The following is a 22,113-nucleotide window of genomic DNA, read 5'->3' on the forward strand; positions in this document are numbered from 1 at the left end:
ATGAAAACAATCTTGATTGTTGATGATCATAAGATGGTTGGAGAAGGAACAAAGCGCCTATTAAGTGACGAGCAGAACTTAATAGTTGATTTTGTTTCAACAGGTGCTAAGGCACTAGAGATGCTTGATAACAAGGAATATGATTTATACATAATTGATTTGAACATGCCAGATCAGAATGGCATTGAGCTTACTCAAGCGATCAAAGAGAAATATGCTAATGCTAGAATTTTAATTTATACGGGTTATGATACAAGTGCATATTTTAATAGGTTAGCAGATATAGGTGTAATTGGCTTTTTAAGTAAAAGTTATTCAAACGAACAGTTTGTTCATGCTGTGATGTGTGCCTTGGCTGATCTTGCTGTTATCCCGGCAAAGTGGTTATATGAATTAAGACGGACAGATCATAGTGCTCAATTGATGAACGGTGATCACGTCTCACTAACTGATATGGAACAAGAAGTACTCATTCTTGTAAATAAGGGAATGTCAAATGACGATATTGCAGAACATATTAATGTGAGTCGGCGTACTGTTGAGCGATACTTAACTAAAATTTTTCAAAAAATGAATGTAAGCTCAAGAGCTGAAGCAATTGAGACAGGCAAGAAAATAGGTGTTTTACCAGAAATTATTTTATAATAGGAACTCTTTTATTACCTAAAGAAAGCTGTTAGGAAGAACATCTGTTACCTACTAATTGAGAATTCAGGTTCTACGTCAAATGTTGGGGTGAGCTCATGCTTACTCCTTCATTTATAAAACTCGCGTGTTAATATGTTTGTATTGGTGATGCAATAAGATTTTCAATCTAAAGCGGTCAAATCGACGGAAACCAAAGGCATTTCGCTTGATCACTTTGGTCTGATTATTCATCCCCTCGATATAACCATTGTGTAGATCAAAGGCAAAACTATTGAGAATCTCTTTTTGCCAATTTTTAAAGGTTTCGATCGCTTTCGTAAAGGCTGGTATTTCAGCTGTTCGAACGCGCTCATAAAAATCATATAAGTGCTCCTTAAGGGTTGATAAATCTGTGTAACCTAAGGTCTTTGCCTCTTCAAACCATATCCGATAAGCTTCTTTTAGGTCATAAGCTTTCCTCAATCCTTCGGATAAATTTAAATAACGCATTAAATACCAGTGTTGTTTTTCTGACAAATGCTCTTTTTTCTTATGGAAGACATGTTTCATTCGCTTGCACTTTTTGCGATCGTACGTACTAAACGTTTTCTGTTCTTCTCTTTTGACGCGTTCCAGAGCCCAATTGATATAACGACAAAAATGAAAACGATCAGCCACCACAATGGGTTTTCCTAAAGCTTGATCGACAGCTGCCTTAAAGGATGGGCTCATATCCATCACAACCATATCTACCTGCTGACCGTGCTTTTTCAAGTATGCCTTCACCGTTTCTTTTTTACGATCCGGCAGGATCTCTAGCGGTGTTCGCTTTATGGGATCAGCAATTAACGTTTGGTATTTCTCACCTCCTGCATCCCCTTTGTATTCATCAATGGCAATGATAGGTGGGAGCGTCTTTGTCTCCTCTAATAAGCTTGCACCTACTTCATCAAAGCGACGCATAATCGTGGTGGGGGAAGTATTGAACCGTAAAGCTATATCTCGAAAGTTCTTTCCGTGAATAAGCTCCAGAGCTACAGCCTGTTTAAAGGCTTTCGATTGACGCTGGTAACGTGATACCAAGCTATTTTGTTCATAGAAACGTTTGCCACAGGCCGAAGCACTACATCTATAGCGTCTTTTAGCGTAAAAGATGCGCGTTTCCCTCGCAAATATTTTCGTATGCTGGATCTTTTGAATACGATAGTCATGCACCTTCTCTGTTTCTGCATGACACTCTGGACATTCATGAGATTTGATCCCTAACTCCAAATGAATATGAAAGACACCCGCTTGTTCTTTACTTTTTTTAATTCGAAATTCTTCTAAACCTGGTAGAGATATGTTAGAATGCACTTACACGCAACTCCTTTTGTTTTGTTTTAGTGGTTTAAAACAAGTCTAACAAATTTAGGAGTTTGCGTGTTTTCTTTTTGTTTGATTTTTTTCTCTACCCCAACATATATTTTAGAGCCAGAATTCAGAGGGAAACAACAAAGAAATGGAGCTGAGATAGAAGGTAGGTATTGCTTTTATCTCAGCCCCTGGTTAGGAAGATGTGGCACGAAAACTAGAAAAAGAATGCGTGTCAAGTCACATGTTTTTTCTATTAATAACCGTTTTGTTGCATAATCTCTTCAATTAAATGTGTCAAACCTGACCAATCTGCATCAGGGTCTTTATTGATCGTAATGAAAAATTGATAACCAAATGCATTGTCCACACCAGGTAAAGCAATGAGTTGGTTAAGAACCTGGTACTCGCTTTCTCCACCTTTTGCGACGGAAACACTTGCGTCTCCTTGGAAAATCTGTTTGTTAGAAGTAAACTTCATTGCATTTGGATTTGGTGTAGCCTCGGCGATAACACTCATGTATAACTTCCTCCTTAAACATTGTCTTCTCTAGTTTAGCAAAACATTGAGCTAAGGTAAAAATAAATTGACCTAGCTAGTCGCTTAGTTAATAATAACTTAACTTCTGCACCCTGAAAATAGTCATTAAGCTTTGGTGGTGCTTGGGAGAGATGGTATTCAGTACCTATGTTGACCCTCTTATCCGTTTGGCGCGCTATGTCGTTCCTAAAGGCAATGGATTCGCTTTCCGCGGGGCTGGCTTCTGGCCTACAGGTTAGACGTTGTCACAAATGTTTTGGTGGGGCATGTAATTGCAAATCACTTCGGTGGGACGAGTAATCGCAGTCCCAGGACGGGACGGGTTTAGCCTAACATCCCCACTTTGTGAAGAAATGCGCGTCAAAAATGGATCTTCAGCTCATCCTGTTCCCGCAGGAGTCTCCCTATTGCTTATCTCCTCTTGGTTGGGTATTCATCATGAATGAATCTGTTCAAAAGTTAGGAGTAGAAGGGGAAATAGCGCTTATTATCGGTCATCCAGCTAAGGTGCTGGCATTTGCTGCTTCGAAAACCGAACTCTCTATCTTCTCGACCGACAAGGTGTAGCTCTAATACTGACATAAAGCGAACATATTTCTACTAAGGGTTAATAACATTAGCTTTATTTAAGAGAGGACTAATTCATCAAACGAGCTATTAGTCCTGTCAATCCGTAGACTTAATCCTTCGCCCACCCCTCAGCCAGCTTAGTTGAACCTGAATATATTGATGCGAAAGTTGAGTTAATAAAAAAACGAGAGTTAATTAAGTTTAAAGTACTCTTCAATAAATAACCCAACGCCATTTTCTTGATTGGTTTTGGTTTGATAGTTTGCAATTGCTTTTAACTCTTCAATAGCATTGCCCATTGCCACACCAACTCCGGCATATTCAAGCATTTCAAGATCATTATCCTCGTCACCAAAAGCCATCACATGAGCAGGGTCAATATGAAAATAATGAGCAATTCGCTGCAGTGCAACTGCTTTATTCATTCCTTTTCTAACAATCTCAATAATATTCCATGGCGCACCCCATTTACGGTGCTCTATAACTGAAGCATGATCACGTTCAAGACATTGTCTTAACTCGTCAATATGTTCATCACGAGGGTGAATAAGTAGGGATGTAGGATTTTCCTTCAGTTGGTTCTTAAGACTCCCAATCCGAATCGGATTTTCTTCCTTATCTGTATGAACGATCTCCATAATTTTCTCATCGTATCGATCAAGATAAACATCACTTAGAACTTCAGCCATTATATTACGAACTTCCATGTCATAACAGGTTTGAATAATTCCCTTGGCTGTTCGAAGGGGGAGCGGGCTGTGTAGTACTTTCCATTTTTGATCATGTGGATGATGGAGATAGGCACCGTTAAAATTTATCATCGGTGTATCTAAGCCTAATTCATGATAGTAGTCAAGACTAGCTCGGTGGGGTCTACCAGTTGCAATAACAACAATGTGACCGGCATCACGTGCCTTTTGAATAATTGATTTGTTTCTTGAACTAATTGTTTTGCTATCTGTTAATAAAGTTCCATCAAGATCTAATGCTATTAAATGTTTTTTGTTTGTCATTTATGCTTTCACCTCATTCTATGTACATACAGTGTAATGAAGATTTTGCTAACTGTAAAGTCATAATCTTGTTTCTTTAACTAGCGATTGAATGAATTTCATAATTGCTTATACCCGTTCCAAACACGAACATCAAGAATGGAACTAGACTATTAATCCGTTCTGACAGGCCAATGGACTCGCTTTGTCCGAGGCTGACTTCAGCTACCTTTTTGTCACAAAATGCGTGACAAAAGTGGAGAGTTAGCGCAATTCAGGTCCATGAAAAGCGGAACATAGCTCCTCAACGGGGTTAATAACGATAGCTTTATAAAAAAAGGGATTATTCATCAAACTACCTACTGGTCTTGTCAATACGTGGATTTAATTCTTCATCCACCCTTTAACCAGCTGAGCTGAACCTTAATATGTTGATGCGAAAGTTAAATTGTTGTCCTTTGTTAGTTTAAACATTTTCTTTTCATGTGAAAATTGTTTATACTATAATGTGAGCAATATGTTGAAAAATATTGCTGTTTTATTAACATAGATAGGAGTGTGTAAATGATGGATGAGGCATTACAGGAAAACTTACTCGGCGCACTGGAGAATGTAATTGATCCTGAGCTTGGTATCGATATAGTTAATTTAGGTCTAGTTTATGGCGTTGATATTGATGAGGACGGTAAGGCGATTGTTACCATGACACTAACAGCAATGGGCTGTCCGCTCGCTGGTCATATTGAAGCAGATGTTAAACGTGCTTTATCTGATCTCCCTGAGGTTACTGATACAGAGGTAAATATTATTTGGTCACCACCATGGAGTAAAGATCGCATGTCGCGCTATGCAAAAATAGCATTAGGAATTCCGGATTAATAGCAGCTTAGAATAAAAAAGGGATGACAGGGGCAATCATTTAGTTAAATGCCATGGTCATCCCTTGTTATTATTATTGGATTGTGCAAAGAATTAGAGGGCAGTTTTCACAATTTATCGCTTGTTTAAGGTAATTTAAATTAACGATGGTAATTTGCCCGCTATCAATTAAAATAATTTCTTTTCGTTTTAATTCGTTTAACATTCGGTTTACAGCTTCTCGTGAAGTAGCGCAAAAACTGGCGAGTTCCTGGTTAGTTAGTTTAACATCAATTAAAATACCATTTCCGCTTTTTTTGCCATAACTATTTGACAGCCTAATTAACGTTGAATAGAGCGCACCCTTTTTTCCATGAAGTACCAGATCCCTGAATTTTGTTTGATCCTTGCGGTATTGTAAGTTTGCTAGATTAAGAAAGCTTGTCATAGCATTTTGATCTTCGCGTATCCGCTCTCGCAGCCGTGTCTGATTAAAGACAGCAACGGTTCCAGATTCGACTACTTTTGCATCTACTAGATATGGCATACTTTCTGCTTCCCATGTCAACTCACCAATTATATCACCAGGTCCACAGAATCTAAGACTTAGCTCACGACCATCAGGTGAAGTTTTGCCAAGTAAAACTTTGCCCTCCACAATAATATAAAGGTCTTTTACCGCTTCACCTTGTCGAAATAAGAGTGTGTTCTTCTTCAGTAATGAGTAGTAATCGGGTTGAGAAAGGTAACGGGCTGTGCTCTTTGGAAGTCCGTTAATCTTTGTTAACTTATCCATGTGAAGCAGACTCCTTTCTTACTCATAGAAGAGCTATAAAATAATAAATGCAAATGTACCTAAAATAAAACAATAAATTGAGAAATAGATGAGGTTTCCTTTCGCCATAATGTTCATAAACCAACGTAGAGCAAAATAAGTTGCAATTGCTGCAGTAATAAAAGAGAACAAATATGGAAGCCATAACGTACTAAATTGATCATTAAAAAGATCATTTACAGATAAGATGAAAGATCCTAGGCTCACAGGGATGTATAGTAAAAAAGAGAATCTGAGTGCTGTTTTTTGTTTCATTCCAAGGAGCATGGCAGCTACAATTGTCGCGCCCGATCTACTTATTCCAGGAATTAAGGCAACCGATTGAGCCAAGCCAACAATGATTGCATCCTTTAAGGTAATTTCTCCTTCATTTTTATTTCCGCGTAAGTTCCGAATAACCCACAATGCAATTCCAGTGACGATTAAGCTAATGCCGACCATTTTAGCAGCGCCAAATGTTTCAGCAATTAAATCATCAAATAAAATACCGATAACACCAGCTGGGATGGTACCAATTATTAAGTATATAATAAAATCAAACTCTGGCTTGCTAGCCTGTTCTTGTTTAAATAGATAGTTAAAGCCATTTACAGCTAATCGAACAATATCGTCCCAATAGACGATGACAACAGCGATTAATGAAGCAAAGTTAACAAGAATCTCAAAAGAAAAATTGTTAACCCCAGTTCCAATCCCTAAGATGCGTTGGACAATAACTAAATGCCCACTTGAAGAGACAGGAATAGGTTCCGTAAATCCTTGAACGAATCCTAAAACAATGTATTGACTAATTAAACGTAGAAACTGTAAAAATGGCATATAAATTTCCTCCTAAATTTTCTAAAAGTCACACTTTCTTTTTTTGGGCATAGGCTAATGATGAGAAAGGGAGTGATCGATTGAAACCTGATATGTATAAGTTATGTCAAGAACACTTAAATCATTTTGTTAGTTTACAAACAGTTAATGGTGAAGAAATCCAAGGAATAATTACTGAGCTAGATGATCAGTATGTCTATTTGTCGATTCCAAATCATGGTACAGACCATCAACAACCCTATATACCTGAACAAGACCATCAACAACGATCACCGTATGGTGGTCCAGGGTATGGTCCAGGTCCAGGATACGGCCCTGGACCTTTTCCGCCTTATGGTCCCAGACCACCTTATGGCCCAGGTCCTTATCCACCGTATGGTCCGGGTTATGGTTATGGACCAGGTTTTTATCCACCATATGGTCCTGCTCCAATTCAGAGACTTGTCTTACCATTAGCCGCTTTAACAGCGTTAACAGTGCTACCCTGGTTTTAACAACGAATCCCATTCTAAGAATTTAGAATGGGATATTTTTTTATCTACGTAGTATCAATTAAAGTTCACCAAGGAGTTGGTTAGTTAAATGAAATAGTTTTCGCACACAAAAAGATCTACTTATAGTTATTATTTCCTTAAAGCCTATTTAATCATCAATTAGTTTTTCACCGACAAATATGCCAACAAAGCTAAATAACAGTGTTAACCCGATAACAGGTAGAAAACTGAACGAATAACCGGCCATACTTGTTAGGACATAGCTTAGCACTAAGCTTAGTGCGAATGACCAGATAATAATAATAATGAACCGCATGTAAGCCACCTCGTTTATTTTGCATGAATCCTCATATTATTGTATCAAATTGATTATCAAAAGGGAATAAAATTAATTCGTTTTATTAAGCCTAGAAACGGATGATCTGGTAAAATTAAAAGGATATGCTTTGTTTTATAATTCAGTTAGCTATTCATGATAATTTAACGGTATTAACCGATTTTTTTCGTAAAAAACTTGCTTCTCATGTCATAATGCCTTATATTAGTACCAAGTCTTAATTGTAGATTATAATTTTTATATAAGGAGTTTGAAGATGGCGACTGGTATAATTGGAGTTGGACATTATGTCCCTGAGCGTATTTTAACAAATTTTGATTTAGAAAAGATAGTGGATACAAATGATGAATGGATTCGTACCAGAACGGGAATTGAAACACGTCATATAGCTAATGAATCAGAGAATACTTCGGATTTAGCCTATCAGGCCGCTTTAAGTGCAATCGCAGATGCCGGCATAGAAGCAGAGGAGCTTGATTTAATTCTGGTAGCAACAATTACCCCTGACCAGCCATTTCCATCTGTTTCCTGTCAATTACAGGCTCGCCTAGGGGCAAAAAAAGCAGCAGCTATGGATATTAGTGCTGCATGCTCTGGCTTTATTTATGGCGTTGTGACAGCAAAGCAGTTTATTGATAATGGCACATACAAACATATTCTGGTTGTTGGGGCAGAAAAGCTTTCAAAAATTACGGATTGGACGGATCGGAATACCTGTGTTTTATTTGGAGATGGCGCAGGGGCGGCTGTCGTTAGTCATGTTAGTGAAGGGAGAGGAATTCTTTCTTATGAACTAGGTGCAGATGGTAGTGGCGGAGCGGCACTCTATCAGGAAGATCAAAAGATAAGAATGAATGGCCGTGAAGTTTTTAAATTCGCCGTTAGACAAATGCCAGAATCGTCAGTTAATGTCGTCGAAAAAGCGGGTTTTCAAAAAGATGATGTTGATTTCTTAATTCCACACCAAGCCAATGTTCGGATTATGGAAGCAGCTAGAACCCGGTTAGGAATTAGTGAAGATAAAATGGCATACTCGATTAACAAGTATGGAAACACTTCGGCTGCTTCTATACCAATTGCATTGTCTGAGGAAGTTAAGGCCAATAAAATTCATGATGATGATCTTATTGTGCTTGTAGGCTTTGGTGGTGGATTGACATGGGGTGCAATGGCGCTAAGATGGGGCAAATAATAGATTAAGGAGGAATTTTAAAATGACAAAAAAACGTGTCGTTGTTACAGGAATGGGAGCTATAACCCCATTAGGATCAACAATTGAACAATTATGGGATAACTTAATTGCAGGTGTGTCAGGGATTGACTTCTTAACCAAAGTAAATCCAGATGATTTTCCTGCTAAGGTGGCTGCTGAGGTTAAAGACTGGGATGCTAGCCTATATATGGATAAAAAAGATGCAAAAAGAATGGATTTATTTACACAGTACGCTGTTGGAGCAGCAAAGCTAGCAATAGATGATGCAAAGCTTGTTATAAACGAAGATAATGCTAGCCGTGTAGGTGTTTGGGTAGGGTCAGGAATTGGTGGCATGGCAACCTATGAGGAACAGTTTAGAAAATTCCTTGATAAAGGTTATCGACGTGTGAGCCCTTTCTTTGTTCCAATGTTAATTCCAGATATGGCCGCTGGTCAAATTTCAATACAATTTGGTGCAAAGGGGATAAATACGTGCACAGTAACGGCTTGTGCTACCTCTACTAATTCTATTGGTGATGCTTATAAAGTCATTGAACGTGGTGATGCTGACGTTATGATTACCGGTGGAGCAGAAGCACCGTTAACGAATATGGCTTTTGCTGGGTTTTCTACAGCTAAGGCATTAACATTTAATGATGATCCTAGCACCGCTAGTCGTCCATTTGATAAAAATCGTGATGGTTTTGTTATGGGTGAGGGTGCAGGTATCCTCATTCTAGAATCACTAGAGTCGGCAGAAGCAAGAGGCGCCCATATTTATGCAGAAATTGTCGGTTATGGTGCGACAGGTGATGCCTACCATATTACTGCTCCAGCACCAGATGGGGAAGGTGCCCAACGTTCTATGAAACAGGCTATTGAGAATGCTGGAATAGTGGCGGCAGATATTAATTATATTAATGCCCATGGGACAAGTACGCAATTTAATGATAAGTTCGAAACAGCGGCTGTTAAAGCTGTTTTTGGTGAACATGCTTCATCAGTACTTATGTCTTCAACGAAATCGATGACAGGTCATTTACTAGGAGCAGCTGGTGCAGTAGAAGCGATCGCATCGATTAAAGCGATTAATACTGGAATTGTCCCACCAACAATTAATTATGAAACAGTAGATCCAGATTGCGATCTTAATTATGTTGCAAACAAAGCAAAATCAGCTGAAGTAAATATTGCACTATCAAACTCATTTGGGTTTGGTGGGCATAATGCCAGTCTCATTTTCAAAGCGTACAAATAATGATTAAGCCCTAATAAATTAATAATTATAGTCAAAGTCGTGACAAGAAAGACGATTAAATCATTAGATTTAATCGTCTTTCTGTATATATAGAAAAATCCTAAATATAAGACTTTAGCATGTATGTTGAGCGCTTCTCATAAGTATGAATTATCAGGACAAGCACTGGGAGGTGCCAGTATGTTATTCTTAATTGGTTTTGGCTTAACGGTAGCAGGCGGTGTCATGCTTATTTTATATATGAATCTCATTCCAGCGGGTTTAACATGGACAGGCTATTGGCAGTTTGTTATTAAGCAAGCAGAATGTTTATTATTTTTTGTTGGGATAATCCTCATGTTAATTGGCTTACCTCGAATAAGTCACCGATTTAAGGATGATTAGAATTTCCTTAATTGGTGATACTATCTGTAAAAATAATGAAGTGAGGAATAGACATGAATGTCATACAAGATGTGTGGGTAAATTGGTTTGAAGGTGAAGCGAATGGCTATAATATCTGTCCGTTTTATGAGTGGCGTAAGCTTGATGATATTGAGCTAATTGATACAATCCCTGTATTGTATATTGAGTCACAGTTCTTCACTTATATTGAAAATCAACTTGATGATTTGCCAAAGAAATTATTAGACTTTATTAAAGGACAGACAGTAATAAAGGGAGAAAGAATCATATATGCAGCAATTGTTACCGATGGGCTTAACGTTCTTGCCTTTGACACGATGGGCTATCAAATGCCATTAAAGAAGAGTCGCCTTATACCTAGACAGGAGCGGAAAGTACTTAGAATGGTTGACGGTAAACAAAGACAATACTTTAGACTTAGCGATCGTCTGCAAGAAAATGGTAATCATATCTTCTCGCTAGCACCAGAAGCGATGATTGGTTTAATGCGCCGAGAAAGAGAACTGAAGCAGTTAACGATGCTAGCACTTGATGCAATTAGGCAAACTAAGAACAAGTCAGAGGTCCATTACTGGTTAATGGAATGGGAGCCAGATCAATACTTAGAAATATGCAGTTTAAACTTTGAGCAGGCATGGGAACGCTTATATAACCATGTCTATCACAAGTGGTCGCAGCGCCATGAGTTGTTTTGTCGAGCTATTATTAAAGGCAACCCGTTATTTGAACAACTATGGGAAAAAGCCCACCTAATTAAAAATCAGCCAGCACTTAAACGGATGAAATAAATAGTGAAAAAACAGCATAAGGGGTAATATTAGCCCCCCTTATGCTGAAGATTATCTTTTCTTAACTCTACCCAAGCCCATTGCCTTCTTCGCTTTTGCTAATTTTTTGTTAGCAACCAAGCTTGCTTTTTCTGCCCCTTGGTCCAGAATTTCATCAAGTTCATTGGAGTTAATAATCTCATTGTAACGTTGTTGAACAGGTTCAAGCTCTGCAATGACTGCATTTGCAACATCCTGTTTAAACTGACCATAATTCACATTTGTATAACTTGCTTCAAGTTGTTTAATGGTTTGATTTGAACAGCTTGCAAGGATGGTCAGTAAATTGCTAATTCCTGGCTTGTTCACAGGGTCAAAACGAACAACCCCTTCAGAATCTGTTACAGCACTTTTTACTTTTTTCTCAATTTGCTTTGGCTCATCAAGAATGAAGATGGTTGATTTTTGATTTAAATCAGATTTACTCATCTTCTTTGTTGGTTCTTGTAGCGACATAATTCGTGCGCCTACCTTGGAGATCTTAATCTCAGGAATTGTAAAAATATCATTGAATTTTCGATTAAATCTTTGGGCCAAATCTCTTGTGATTTCTAGGTGTTGTTTCTGATCATTACCAACAGGTACAACATCTGTGTTATAAAGTAATATATCGGAGGCCATTAGTGGTGGATAGGTTAATAGCGCTGCTGAGACAGCTTCTTTCCCGTCTGACTTGTCTTTAAACTGGGTCATGCGTTCTAGCTCACCAATATAGCTTTGCGTCTGCATAATCCAACCAAGTTGTGTGTGTGCCGATACTTCCGATTGGATAAATAGTGTTGCTTGGTTTGGATCAATCCCACTTGCTAAATATAATGCTGCCAGCGAACGAATATTCTCTCGTAGCTTTAACCGATCTTGAGGGACTGTGATAGCATGTTCATCAACAATACAGAAATAACAATTATATTCGTACTGTAATGTCACAAATTGTTTCATAGCCCCTAAATAATTTCCCAACGTTAATGTTCCACTGGGTTGTATTCCCGAAAAAATCGTTTTCATGATTGTTCACCTTTCTCATAGTAAATTAAAAAAACTCACTATCCGACTGTTACAGGGACGAATGATCGCGGTGCCACCCTGTTTATCTCGGAAATGAGATCTCTTTAAATCAGAATATCGCTTGAAAAAGCGGGTAGATAGCTACCGTGCTCAACAGCCCCAATTTCATCATACCATAGTATCCGTTCTCAGCAGCCGGACTCTCTTATAGCTAGCGGGTATAAATCATATGCTGTATCATCACATTTAAATGGATTAAATTTGTTTAAATTATAGCACAATGTGCTGGCGTTACAAGCCCAAATTTTAAAATTCCTTGCCAGCATAACTTGTAAATACAAGACTAAATACGCATACTTTTACGTTTTTATGAAAATAATGAGGTGTAATTAAGGTTTTGAGAAAATTAATAAAGGGAAGATATTTCTTATAACATCTAATTATTTTTTCATAAAAAGTAATTAATACCACATAATGGTTAATTTCTGTTTTCGTATCATTCTGTCAAAATGTCTTATATAATGTAGATAATGTGACAAACTAAATAACGGATTCGACATTAACCGGTAATAAATAACATGGAGGTAAAGGTATGTATCAGCACCATAGTAAACAGCTTTTTTCAATCCCGATACTAATACTCTGTTTTTTGAGTATCTTCTCTTTTTTTGAAGTAAACGCTTCTGAGCTAGAAAGCCTAAAGGCAACCGATTTGCAAACGAAGTCAGTTCGTTTTGAGGTACCAGAACAAGTAGCTAGACTAGCGCGCTTTTCGTTTAATTCAGGATACGCATTTGCATATCCGGATGCAGTTAGAGGTATCTACTTAACTGGTCATTCCGTCGGTGGCGCTCGATTTGAGACGTTACTTGAGTTAGTGAATAGTACAGAGCTTAATACAATGGTTATTGATATTAAAGATGACCATGGTTATTTAACCTATAAACCAGAAGAAGATTCTCCATTTAGTGATATTGCGCAAAATTACATAAGTGACCCTCAAGGCATGATGGAAATACTTGAAGAAAATAATATCTATCCAATTGCCAGGATTGTTGTATTTAAAGATAGTGTGCTAGCAAAAGAACGACCAGATTTGTCCTTTTTAGAGAACGGTGAGGTCTGGGTCAACAATCGTGGGGAGGCATTTGTAAATCCATACATGAAGGAAGTCTGGGAATATAACGTGGAAATTGCCAAATTGGCTGCCGAAATGGGTTTTCAAGATATTCAATTTGATTATGTACGATACCCTGAGGGCTTTGAACGCCGCGATGAAGATTTAGAGTATTCACTTGGTGATTACGAAGATATGGATATGGAAGGTGTGCAAAGGCGCGTTGAAGCTGTCACTAATTTTGTCACCTATGCACGTGAGGAACTAGAGCCTTATGACGTTGACGTTTCAGTTGACATTTTTGGATATGCTGCAACTGTCGAAGAAACGCCTGGAATTGGCCAGAATTTTTCTAGAATTTCAGAAAATGTAGATGTTATTTCTTCAATGATTTATCCTAGTCACTGGACACCATACTTTGATATTGACTTTCCGGATCGTGAACCATATAAACTGGTTGACGCATATAGTAAGCTTGAGAATGAGATTTTAGCTGCTCTAGATAATCCACCGGTATCCAGACCTTGGATTCAAGATTTTAGCGCGCCTTGGCTATATAGTGGCCCAACATTTACCTACGGAGTGGAAGAAGTGGAGGCACAGATTAGAGCCTTAAACGAAAATGGTATTGATGAATTTTTGCTATGGAATGCAGGGAACACATATACAGAAGGGGTGGATTATACACCTCTTAATTAGGGTTTTTTAAACAAATAAATAATTAATAGGCGAGTGCCTGAATATTAGCTTCTGATCTTATCTTTTAGTTTGAATGGAGCTTGTAGCAATTCACATAGGTATTGTGGTTGTTTATTATTCAGGACTCGCTTTTTCGGTTGATAATGCGTGTATAATTAAGCGTGAAAACGTTTAATATATAACATAAACAAGCCCCTTTAATTTCAAAATTGTCGTTATTGTATATAATAAAGTAGTGTAGATGGTTTAAGAAAAGGGTAATGAAAGATTGGATAACTATTATTTTTAAAAAGCCAATTTAAGATAGGAGGCGAATGAATGGATTGGTTCGAAAAATTAAACGAATATTTTCCGATACATGAAATGAAATCAAAGGAACATATGGAGAGATTACTTAAGGATAAAAGTGATATTTATTATAAAGATGAAGGTACCGAACACGTTATGATGTATGCTGAATTCCCTGAATTTATCTTTATTGATTACTTGTATGTCTCAGCTAGCTCACGTGGGAAAGGGCTCGGGCATCAATTAATTACAAAGCTTAAGGACAAAACAAAACCAATTATTCTTGAGGTTGAACCAATTGATTACCGTGATTCTGACTCAGCAAAAAGGCTGCATTTTTATAAGCGTGAGGGCTTTAAGCACGCGAAATCAATTGGCTACAACCGCCTGTCGCTAGCAACAAATGAGAATAGCAAGCTAGAAATTCTTTACTGGTCCCCAACTAATGAAGATGAAGCGGTAATATATCAGCAAATGAGACATATGTATGAAAAGATTCATACATATAAGGATGAAGAAATTTATGGGCAAGCTTACCAAAAGGTAGAAGATGTATTGTCTTATAATCATACGAAAGAGTTAACCGATATACTTAATCAGCTTGAGGAGGATTAAAAAGATTGCTCTTATTTAATCGGGAAAAAAGAAATTTAGATGAGAATCATTTTTTCGGTAATAAAATGTTTAAAGTAAATTTAATACGGGTATATTCTTTTCAACGAGCAAATCTATACGAGCATTTGTGTAATTTGTAAGTAATTTTTAGTTATCCCCTATCGTAATAAGATCAGGTATAGTATACTAATATTAGTAGAATTAAATTAAACTTATTTTAATTTAATAAGAAATCAAAATTATTTAAATTAAATACATTTTTTATGAGGAGTGAAGTAAAATGGTAACACTTTATACCTCACCAAGCTGTACATCTTGTCGGAAAGCAAAAGCATGGTTAGAAGAGCATGATATTCCTTATCATGAAAGAAACATCTTCTCCGATACGTTGTCCATTGATGAGATCAAGGAAATATTACGTATGACCGAGAATGGGACAGATGAAATTATTTCGACGCGCTCAAAAGTATTTCAGAAGCTTGAAGTTGATATTGATCAGATGCCTTTGAAGGATCTAATTAACATTATTCAACACAATCCAGGCATTTTACGTCGTCCAATTATCATTGATGAGAAGAGACTTCAAGTTGGTTACAACGAAGATGAAATTAGAAGATTTTTACCGCGTAAAGTGAGAACTTATCAGTTAAGAGAAGCACAAAAGATGGTTAACTAATTTAGACAATTTTATTTAACGCAACCTGTAGTGTGGGTTGCGTTTTTGCATTCTATTGGTTGTATATCAAATAGCGTTGGTGAGATAATTTCCCAAGATTAGGATGAAGCAAAAAAAGAGCCGACTCTTGTGGGAATAGCACGTGTCCGAAAACCCCACAAGAAAATGGTGTTTGCTTTCTGATTTGCTGGAGCAATACAAACATTTGCTTAACCAACGCTATTTGATGAAGAACCATTCTATTTCAATGAATTAGGTGACATTTATTGTAGAATAAGTTAAAATAGATATTTAGAGAAGCTACCAACTCTATCTTTAATGAAAGTCTTACTAAATGTAAATTGACCTTTTCGAAGGGAGTGTTATAGATGGAAATAGAGAGAATTAATGAGAATACCGTTAAATTTTATATCTCATATTTAGATATTGAGGATCGTGGGTTTAACCGGGAGGAAATTTGGTACAACCGTGAACGAAGTGAACAGCTCTTCTGGCAGGTGATGGAGGAAGCTGATAATAAGGAAGATGATTTTGACATTGACGGTCCACTCTGGATACAAGTCCAAGCGATGGAAAAGGGGCTTGAAATAACAGTAACGAAGGCACAAATTTCAAAAGACGGTCAAAATCTAGAGCTGCCAATTGAATCTTCAAATATAGATAAACAGTTTGATGATAAGCTTGATGAATTATTAGATAACAAGTTTGGTCAGAAATCTGAAGATGATCTTGAGGATGACGAGGTAGATACTGAAGATGTTTTAATTAATATTATTGAGTTTGCTGATTTTGAAGATGTAATACAATTAAGCTATGGCTTAGAAGATTCATCAGAGTTAAATAATACAGTTTATCATTATCAAAACAGCTATTATCTTGTTTTTCAATTTGATAATGAGGAATTATCTAACAAGACAAGAGAAGGCTTAATTAGTAGAATATTCGAGTATGGTAGGAAGTCTAGTGTAGCATCTGCTTTAATTATTGAATATGGCAAAGTTATTTTTGAGGATAATGGTTTGGAGCAAGTAAAAGAATATTTTAATCGCTAGGCAAAAGCTCTAAGTAATGAGCTTTTGTCTTTTTTGTCTGTTTGATTCTTAGTAGAGTATTAAGATTGATTATGGATGTTGTCTATAACTTACCTTACTTTGTGAAGAAATGCGCACCAAAAGTGGATCTTAAGCTCATCCTGATTCCACAGGAGTCGCACCCTTTGCTTATCTCCACTTGGTTGGGTATGCATCATGAATGAATCCGTTCAAAATCAGGAGTAGAAGCAGAAATAGCGCTTATTAGCGGTCATCGAGCTAAGGGACTGGAATGTGCTGCTTCGAAAACCGAATGCTACTATCCTCACGACCGACAAGGTGTCGCGCTAATACTTACAGAAAGCGGAACATATCTCCCCTTAAGATTAATAACGATAGCTTTATAAGAGAGGAATTATTTCTCAAATTAGCTACTGGTCATGTCAATACGTTGACTTAATCCTTTGTCCACCCTTCAGCTAGCTTAGCTGAACCTTACTATATTGATGCGAAAGTTGAGTAACTTGGTAAATGAAGATATTAAGTTAAGCCTTTTTAGTATCCGCTAAGCTTAACAGTATTTTCTACCTTTCCCTGAGTACTGTAATAGTAAAAAGTATGAATTGATTTAAACAGATAGTGCTAGTATATTTAAACAAGGTATTTCTTAACAATGATTACTTGAGAGAGGGTAAACGATGCTACAAGCTTTAAATGATCAAGGTTTTCTTGTTACGCCAGGTTTATTTAAGCAAGCTGAAATAATTAGGCTAAAGCTTTTACACAGCAAGTACTATTGTCCTTCTTGTCGAAAGCCTGTTACTTTAAAAGCAGGATCAAAGTATATTGCCCATTTCGCCCATGAATCGACAGCAATATGTATAAACCACTCTGAGGAAGAAGGGTTATATCATGCTCAAGGTAAGCTGCAATTGTATCAGTGGCTCCTAGCATCACGGTTAGTGCAGCATGTTCAGCTCGAATGCTATTTTCAAATAATAAAACGTAGAGCTGACTTGTCCTTTCAGCTTGAGGGTGCTAAACGTGTTATTGAGTTTCAGTGTGCAGCAATTTCGGCAACAGAGATTATTACCAGGACAAGAGACTATCAGACTATTGGTATTCAACCAATCTGGATTCTAGGTGCAAATCAGTTAAAGCGTGTAAATAGCGCAACAATTCTCCTTAGTAAGACACAAGAGCATTATTTACAAATGAATGATTACCAAGGAGGGGCATGGCTGCTCTTCTATTGTTCTAACAGTAAAAAAATGATTAAGCTTAACAACACTTGTTTAACCGGAAAGCAGAGAACCGTTGGCAATCTAAACGTGTACAGCCTTTATCAAACTGATATAAGTAGACTGCTCCAGGAAAAGGACACGTTTCTCATAAATGAGCAGTGGTTGTATGAAAAGAAACGATTTCGGATGGCTACTCCTAGCAGGTTGGCCAAACAAGATAAGCAATTTCAGGTTTGGTTATATCAAAGTCAGTTGCATCGTTCAGTCTTATCTAGCTGGGTGGGTCTTCCAGTCAAGGGTCAGCATTTGCTTAATTGCTCGATTTGGGAATGGCAGGCACGTATTTATTATGATTTTTTCAAAAGAAATAAACGATTCTCCTTAAAACAACTTCAGCTTTATATCCAACCCTTCAAACGTGATAAACAGCAGTACTTACTTCTCAAAGCTCAATCCGATCCCATTTCTGAGTATCTTAACTATTTTCTTATGTTAGGTCAACTTGTTTATCAAAATAGTACGTATTGCTGGAAAGGGAGCATTCGTACTTACAAAACACTTGATGTAGCACTTAGAAAAGATCTCCAACTCTGTTCATTATTAAATAAAGCCCTTCAAGAAAAAATTTGTTCGCATAGATTAAAATAAGAATAGATAAGCTATGCATAAAAGTTTTTTAAGAATCTCGTTTATAAAAAATGATAATGTTTCGATTTTGTATTATAATGGATTTTATAGTACATGTGTGACATTTCAGAAAATTCAAATTTAATAGTTCTTTTGAGGAGGAAAAATAGTGACAAAATCAAGTGCAGCTGAAAAATTACAAACACGAGATCAAATAGCCAAGGAAAGAACGTGGCGCTTGGAGGATATATTTACTACAGATGACAGTTGGGAAAAAGAAAGAGAAGAATTGGCTGCTGAACTAGATAAGTTTGCGCAATATCAAGGTAAGTTGGCAGATTCGGCAGAGCAATTGCTTCGTCTGCTTCGCTTCGAGGACGAGGTTTCGGAACGAATTGGGAAGCTTTATACATATGCCCATATGCGCTATGATCAAGATACGACTAATGCATTCTATCAGGGTTTAAATGATAAAGCACAAACTTTATACGCCAAAACTGCCAGTGCTATGAGTTTTGTAGTACCTGAAATATTGCAAATCCCTGAGCAGCAATTAGCAAAATTTTTAAATGAAGAGCCAGATTTACTGCATTACCGTAAGGTTCTAGATGACATTACGCGCCAGCGTGAGCATATCTTATCGGAAAAAGAAGAGGCTTTACTTGCTCAGGTTAGTGAGGTAACAAATAGTTCTTCAAAAACGTTTGGAATGTTAAACAACGCCGATCTTACCTTTCCTACTGTAAGGAATGAAGATGGAAAGGAAATAGAGCTAACACATGGTCGCTATATTAATTTTTTGGAGTCAGCAAAGCAATCTGTTCGGAGAGATGCATTTAAGGCAATGTATGATACGTATGAAAAGTTTATTAATACTTTTGCCTCAACCTTATCAGGGCAGGTTAAGAAGGATAATTTTTACGCAAAGGTAAGAGGCTATCAATCAGCGCGCGAAGCGGCTCTAGATAATAACAACATACCGGAATCAGTTTACGACAATTTGGTAGAGGCTGTGAATAACCGACTTGGGTTACTGCACCGTTACGTCGCATTAAGAAAGAAGATATTAGCACTAGACGAGTTGCATATGTATGATTTGTATACGCCCCTTGTTCAGGATATCGATGCTAAATATTCCTATCAAGAAGCACAGGAACTACTTATTAATGGGCTTGAGCCATTAGGTGAGGAATATATATCGCGACTTAAAGAGGGCTTTAATAATCGTTGGGTGGATGTAGAAGAGAATAAGGGGAAGCGGAGTGGTGCCTATTCTTCCGGTACTTATGGAACAAATCCGTATATCCTCATGAATTGGCAAGACAATTTAGATAATGTGTTTACACTTGCCCATGAATTTGGTCATTCTCTTCATAGTTATTATACAAGGGAGACTCAGGCTTTCAGGTACGGTAACTACTCAATTTTTGTGGCTGAAGTTGCGTCTACTTGTAATGAAGCGCTTTTAAATCAATATATGGTTAATCATTCGAATGATTCTAAAGAAAAACTGTATTTACTTAATCATTTCTTAGATGGATTTCGTGGTACGGTCTTTCGTCAGACCATGTTTGCAGAATTTGAACATATTATTCATCAGTTAGAGCAGAATGGCGAAGCGTTAACACCAGAGAGACTCTCTTCAGAATACTATGATTTAAACAAAAAATACTTTGGTGAAGAAGTTATTCAGGATGAGCAGATAGCTTTAGAATGGGCACGAATTCCTCATTTTTATTACAATTACTATGTGTATCAATATGCTACCGGTTATGCGGCTGCCCAGTCTTTAGCTGCTCAAATCCTCTCAGAGGGCGACGAAGCTATTGCTCGTTATTTTGGCTTTTTGAAGGCAGGTAGTAGTGATTATCCAATAGCTGTTTTGCAAAAAGCAGGAGTAAATATGACAGACAAAGCACCTATTCTACAAGCTCTTGACGTTTTTGAAGAGAAACTAAATGAAATGGAAGAACTGTATAATGAAATTGTCTGAACTATACAAGGTGATTAGTTAAGCTATTGTGTAAATTATTTAAAGCCTTTGAATGTACGACGGTGCAAAAGGCTATTCATGATAAAATGAATAACGAAAAATAAAACGGGTAGTGTAATAAACAGTGGAATAAGCCTCATTAGACCTAGTAAGTTTAGGTAGAGTGCTAATGCTAAGATAATACTTGCTATAACAAAGTGTAGTAACCTTTTCATAAGCCATCTCACATCCTTGATTATTTTAGTAAGTTACATCGATTAAAGATTAATTATATGAAAAAGCAATAACGTTTGATTAATAAATGACTGTCTATCGGTGTGTTAATAAAGCTAAAGATCATGATGAAATGTTAATTAATCATATGAAGCCTAGATAAGAAATAGAAGTATGACAGTTTTGTGACACATAAAGGAAAACTATTGAAAGATAAGATAAAAATTGTTATATTAAGATTGTGAGATGTTTAACAAACAAAACCCCTTTGTTTGATCTGAAACTTTCTCCCATCCCCCCATGGTAGAGCGAATCTACCATGGTAAAGCGTACATTCTAGTGATGTACGCTTTTTTTTTCGATATAGTTATCAACCTATATAAAAAAACCTTGAATTTAATAAAAATTCAAGGTTTTTTTATATAGCGCCAAAATATTTCATTTTTTACAGGAACGCGCTGTACCAATTGCATTAATTGTAGTTTTTTCATCTCGCTACAGGCTTTCTCATGTGACCAATCGTAAATAATAGCAATTTCGTGTGTTCCAATGAATTGAAAGTGTTTAGTTAGTTCCTCCAGAGTCGGTTTGTCCATGGGTGCTACTTCCCTTTGTAATAATTGCCTTAACACTTTGACATACACTTCATAGCGATAGGCACCTGAAAGCTTTAACCCTTCTTCCTCTTCTTCCTCATTAAAGAAAACAATTGAAGGTGTTTGATCAATTTCCATTTCACCAGATAATTTCAAATCACATTGAAGAGCTTTAGTTGCTGATTTAGAATGTAAGTCACCTTTAAACTCTTCAAGGTCTAATTCAGCCTCAGCTGCAATTCTAATTAATTGCTCATCCTTAGAAATATCTGTTCTATTTAAAAAAATATTTTCTTGTACTTTTCTTAAGTAACGACGTCCTGCCTTGCTACCTTGTAACTCAGCAGCTTTTATGGCCATTGATACATTGGCAGGAAAGGTAATTGGGTCTTCAATCCAAAGATCACCATCACAACACATGCCAGTCAGCTTAGCAGTGCGCTCCCATTGCTTTTTTAATTGTTCGGGTGCGCCTAAACAAGCTTGGTTAAGCTTTGACCATTTTCCGCTTAAAATCGGTCGCAATGAAAAAAAACGGCCATACTCTAACTGTAATTTCTTTACAATTGGTTCTAAAGACCAAGACTCTGGGCACAATGGATCAATAAATAAATAAATTTCAATGGGTTTTGTTAGAAGATCAAAGTAGCTGTACTGTGCCTTTGATTCGCTTCTAAGCTCATTAGAAGGCTCAGTTTGTTTGTAGCTCACATCGATTCTCCTTTCTAATACATTGTTGTTATGAATAGTCTAAGTTGTTTAATTACTGAACTTATTGTACCAGTGCAATTGCATTTCATCAAATAATAAGCATTGATAACGATTCTCATTAGGCGGTTTGCATGATTAACTTGTTTTTATGCTGGAAAATAAGAACTTAGACAAAGCAATGTAATTA

General features: G+C 37.0%; 22 protein-coding genes. 14 read left to right on the forward strand and 8 right to left on the reverse strand.

Annotation, left to right across the window (positions count from 1 at the left end; genetic code table 11):
• Positions 1 to 645: a response regulator transcription factor gene (locus BM000_RS11305; protein WP_091498342.1), complete on the forward strand. Its 645-nt coding sequence runs from the start codon at positions 1 to 3 to the stop codon at positions 643 to 645.
• A gap of 114 nt (positions 646 to 759) precedes the next feature.
• On the opposite strand, the gene BM000_RS11310 is transcribed toward BM000_RS11305, so the two are convergent.
• Both BM000_RS11310 and BM000_RS11315 read right to left on the reverse strand, forming a co-directional pair.
• The gene (locus BM000_RS11310; protein ID WP_091498345.1) at positions 760 to 1,983 is read right to left on the reverse strand and encodes an ISL3 family transposase; all 1,224 of its coding nucleotides are present in this window, start codon (positions 1,981 to 1,983) and stop codon (positions 760 to 762) included.
• A gap of 253 nt (positions 1,984 to 2,236) precedes the next feature.
• The gene (locus BM000_RS11315) at positions 2,237 to 2,500 is read right to left on the reverse strand and encodes a NifU N-terminal domain-containing protein (protein ID WP_091498347.1); all 264 of its coding nucleotides are present in this window, start codon (positions 2,498 to 2,500) and stop codon (positions 2,237 to 2,239) included.
• 387 nt (positions 2,501 to 2,887) lie between these two features.
• Between BM000_RS11315 and BM000_RS11320 the strand changes: the two genes are divergently transcribed.
• Positions 2,888 to 3,088: a hypothetical protein gene (locus tag BM000_RS11320; RefSeq protein ID WP_091498349.1), complete on the forward strand. Its 201-nt coding sequence runs from the start codon at positions 2,888 to 2,890 to the stop codon at positions 3,086 to 3,088.
• 194 nt (positions 3,089 to 3,282) lie between these two features.
• Here the strand turns inward: BM000_RS11320 and BM000_RS11325 are convergent, their stop codons facing one another.
• On the reverse strand, positions 3,283 to 4,104 hold the full coding sequence (locus BM000_RS11325) for a Cof-type HAD-IIB family hydrolase (protein ID WP_091498352.1): 822 nt from the start codon (positions 4,102 to 4,104) through the stop codon (positions 3,283 to 3,285).
• 546 nt (positions 4,105 to 4,650) lie between these two features.
• Here BM000_RS11325 and BM000_RS11330 point away from each other — a divergent pair.
• Positions 4,651 to 4,962 carry a metal-sulfur cluster assembly factor gene (locus BM000_RS11330; protein WP_091498595.1) on the forward strand — a complete coding sequence of 104 codons (312 nt, stop codon included), beginning with the start codon at positions 4,651 to 4,653 and terminating at the stop codon, positions 4,960 to 4,962.
• Between the two features lie 73 nt (positions 4,963 to 5,035).
• Here the strand turns inward: BM000_RS11330 and BM000_RS11335 are convergent, their stop codons facing one another.
• A complete protein-coding gene (locus tag BM000_RS11335) occupies positions 5,036 to 5,737 on the reverse strand; it encodes a Crp/Fnr family transcriptional regulator (protein ID WP_091498355.1) in 702 nt (233 codons plus the stop codon).
• Positions 5,738 to 5,770: 33 nt separating this feature from the next.
• Positions 5,771 to 6,595, reverse strand: a complete 825-nt coding sequence (gene uppP / locus BM000_RS11340) for an undecaprenyl-diphosphatase UppP (protein WP_091498357.1) — start codon at positions 6,593 to 6,595, stop codon at positions 5,771 to 5,773.
• An 80-nt stretch (positions 6,596 to 6,675) separates the two neighbouring features.
• Here uppP and BM000_RS16800 point away from each other — a divergent pair, with 80 nt between their 5' ends.
• Positions 6,676 to 7,089, forward strand: coding sequence for a hypothetical protein (locus BM000_RS16800; protein WP_177178285.1), 414 nt, complete (start codon positions 6,676 to 6,678; stop codon positions 7,087 to 7,089).
• Positions 7,090 to 7,237: 148 nt separating this feature from the next.
• Here BM000_RS16800 and BM000_RS11350 read toward each other — a convergent pair whose 3' ends face one another.
• The gene (locus BM000_RS11350; RefSeq protein ID WP_091498361.1) at positions 7,238 to 7,405 is read right to left on the reverse strand and encodes a DUF2929 family protein; all 168 of its coding nucleotides are present in this window, start codon (positions 7,403 to 7,405) and stop codon (positions 7,238 to 7,240) included.
• A 277-nt stretch (positions 7,406 to 7,682) separates the two neighbouring features.
• On the opposite strand from BM000_RS11350, the gene BM000_RS11355 reads away from it, so the two are divergent.
• The 4 genes from BM000_RS11355 (at position 7,683) to BM000_RS11370 (ending at position 11,072) form a co-directional block, all read left to right on the forward strand.
• Positions 7,683 to 8,618, forward strand: coding sequence for a beta-ketoacyl-ACP synthase III (locus tag BM000_RS11355; RefSeq protein WP_091498364.1), 936 nt, complete (start codon positions 7,683 to 7,685; stop codon positions 8,616 to 8,618).
• 22 nt (positions 8,619 to 8,640) lie between these two features.
• Positions 8,641 to 9,879: a beta-ketoacyl-ACP synthase II gene (fabF, locus tag BM000_RS11360; protein ID WP_091498367.1), complete on the forward strand. Its 1,239-nt coding sequence runs from the start codon at positions 8,641 to 8,643 to the stop codon at positions 9,877 to 9,879.
• Positions 9,880 to 10,059: 180 nt separating this feature from the next.
• Positions 10,060 to 10,263, forward strand: a complete 204-nt coding sequence (locus BM000_RS11365) for a YuzI family membrane protein (RefSeq protein WP_091498370.1) — start codon at positions 10,060 to 10,062, stop codon at positions 10,261 to 10,263.
• Between the two features lie 53 nt (positions 10,264 to 10,316).
• Complete coding sequence (locus BM000_RS11370; RefSeq protein ID WP_091498372.1) at positions 10,317 to 11,072, forward strand: DUF3603 family protein; 756 nt, start codon at positions 10,317 to 10,319, stop codon at positions 11,070 to 11,072.
• Between the two features lie 51 nt (positions 11,073 to 11,123).
• On the opposite strand, the gene trpS is transcribed toward BM000_RS11370, so the two are convergent.
• Complete coding sequence (gene trpS / locus BM000_RS11375) at positions 11,124 to 12,116, reverse strand: tryptophan--tRNA ligase (RefSeq protein WP_091498375.1); 993 nt, start codon at positions 12,114 to 12,116, stop codon at positions 11,124 to 11,126.
• 592 nt (positions 12,117 to 12,708) lie between these two features.
• Between trpS and BM000_RS11380 the strand changes: the two genes are divergently transcribed.
• From BM000_RS11380 to pepF, 6 genes are all read left to right on the forward strand, one after another.
• On the forward strand, positions 12,709 to 13,932 hold the full coding sequence (locus tag BM000_RS11380; RefSeq protein WP_091498378.1) for a putative glycoside hydrolase: 1,224 nt from the start codon (positions 12,709 to 12,711) through the stop codon (positions 13,930 to 13,932).
• 318 nt (positions 13,933 to 14,250) lie between these two features.
• Positions 14,251 to 14,835 carry a GNAT family N-acetyltransferase gene (locus BM000_RS11385; RefSeq protein ID WP_091498381.1) on the forward strand — a complete coding sequence of 195 codons (585 nt, stop codon included), beginning with the start codon at positions 14,251 to 14,253 and terminating at the stop codon, positions 14,833 to 14,835.
• A 280-nt stretch (positions 14,836 to 15,115) separates the two neighbouring features.
• The gene (gene spxA / locus BM000_RS11390; RefSeq protein WP_091498384.1) at positions 15,116 to 15,511 is read left to right on the forward strand and encodes a transcriptional regulator SpxA; all 396 of its coding nucleotides are present in this window, start codon (positions 15,116 to 15,118) and stop codon (positions 15,509 to 15,511) included.
• Positions 15,512 to 15,879: 368 nt separating this feature from the next.
• Positions 15,880 to 16,563: an adaptor protein MecA gene (gene mecA / locus BM000_RS11395; RefSeq protein ID WP_091498387.1), complete on the forward strand. Its 684-nt coding sequence runs from the start codon at positions 15,880 to 15,882 to the stop codon at positions 16,561 to 16,563.
• A 677-nt stretch (positions 16,564 to 17,240) separates the two neighbouring features.
• Entirely contained in the window at positions 17,241 to 18,434 is a 1,194-nt protein-coding gene (locus BM000_RS11400) for a competence protein CoiA (RefSeq protein ID WP_091498390.1), read from the forward strand.
• Positions 18,435 to 18,582: 148 nt separating this feature from the next.
• Positions 18,583 to 20,406 carry an oligoendopeptidase F gene (gene pepF, locus BM000_RS11405; RefSeq protein WP_091498393.1) on the forward strand — a complete coding sequence of 608 codons (1,824 nt, stop codon included), beginning with the start codon at positions 18,583 to 18,585 and terminating at the stop codon, positions 20,404 to 20,406.
• A gap of 620 nt (positions 20,407 to 21,026) precedes the next feature.
• On the opposite strand, the gene BM000_RS11415 is transcribed toward pepF, so the two are convergent.
• On the reverse strand, positions 21,027 to 21,926 hold the full coding sequence (locus BM000_RS11415; RefSeq protein WP_091498400.1) for a ClpXP adapter SpxH family protein: 900 nt from the start codon (positions 21,924 to 21,926) through the stop codon (positions 21,027 to 21,029).
• Positions 21,927 to 22,113: the final 187 nt, after the last annotated feature.

Source organism: Amphibacillus marinus, assembly GCF_900110345.1.
Taxonomy (GTDB): Bacteria; Bacillota; Bacilli; order Bacillales; family Amphibacillaceae; genus Amphibacillus_D; species Amphibacillus_D marinus.

Bases quoted from the DNA above. Each gene is read 5' to 3' on its own strand.
- BM000_RS11335 (WP_091498355.1), bottom strand. From the start codon at position 5,737: ATGGATAAGTTAACAAAGATTAACGGACTTCCAAAGAGCACAGCCCGT.
- BM000_RS11385 (WP_091498381.1), top strand. From the start codon at position 14,251: ATGGATTGGTTCGAAAAATTAAACGAATATTTTCCGATACATGAAATG.
- BM000_RS11320 (WP_091498349.1), top strand. From the start codon at position 2,888: ATGGATCTTCAGCTCATCCTGTTCCCGCAGGAGTCTCCCTATTGCTTA.
- BM000_RS11370 (WP_091498372.1), top strand. From the start codon at position 10,317: ATGAATGTCATACAAGATGTGTGGGTAAATTGGTTTGAAGGTGAAGCG.
- mecA (WP_091498387.1), top strand. From the start codon at position 15,880: ATGGAAATAGAGAGAATTAATGAGAATACCGTTAAATTTTATATCTCA.
- BM000_RS11400 (WP_091498390.1), top strand. From the start codon at position 17,241: ATGCTACAAGCTTTAAATGATCAAGGTTTTCTTGTTACGCCAGGTTTA.
- fabF (WP_091498367.1), top strand. From the start codon at position 8,641: ATGACAAAAAAACGTGTCGTTGTTACAGGAATGGGAGCTATAACCCCA.
- BM000_RS11325 (WP_091498352.1), bottom strand. From the start codon at position 4,104: ATGACAAACAAAAAACATTTAATAGCATTAGATCTTGATGGAACTTTA.
- BM000_RS11350 (WP_091498361.1), bottom strand. From the start codon at position 7,405: ATGCGGTTCATTATTATTATTATCTGGTCATTCGCACTAAGCTTAGTG.
- BM000_RS11315 (WP_091498347.1), bottom strand. From the start codon at position 2,500: ATGAGTGTTATCGCCGAGGCTACACCAAATCCAAATGCAATGAAGTTT.
- BM000_RS11365 (WP_091498370.1), top strand. From the start codon at position 10,060: ATGTTATTCTTAATTGGTTTTGGCTTAACGGTAGCAGGCGGTGTCATG.
- BM000_RS11355 (WP_091498364.1), top strand. From the start codon at position 7,683: ATGGCGACTGGTATAATTGGAGTTGGACATTATGTCCCTGAGCGTATT.
- spxA (WP_091498384.1), top strand. From the start codon at position 15,116: ATGGTAACACTTTATACCTCACCAAGCTGTACATCTTGTCGGAAAGCA.
- uppP (WP_091498357.1), bottom strand. From the start codon at position 6,595: ATGCCATTTTTACAGTTTCTACGTTTAATTAGTCAATACATTGTTTTA.
- trpS (WP_091498375.1), bottom strand. From the start codon at position 12,116: ATGAAAACGATTTTTTCGGGAATACAACCCAGTGGAACATTAACGTTG.
- BM000_RS11330 (WP_091498595.1), top strand. From the start codon at position 4,651: ATGGATGAGGCATTACAGGAAAACTTACTCGGCGCACTGGAGAATGTA.
- BM000_RS11305 (WP_091498342.1), top strand. From the start codon at position 1: ATGAAAACAATCTTGATTGTTGATGATCATAAGATGGTTGGAGAAGGA.
- BM000_RS11380 (WP_091498378.1), top strand. From the start codon at position 12,709: ATGTATCAGCACCATAGTAAACAGCTTTTTTCAATCCCGATACTAATA.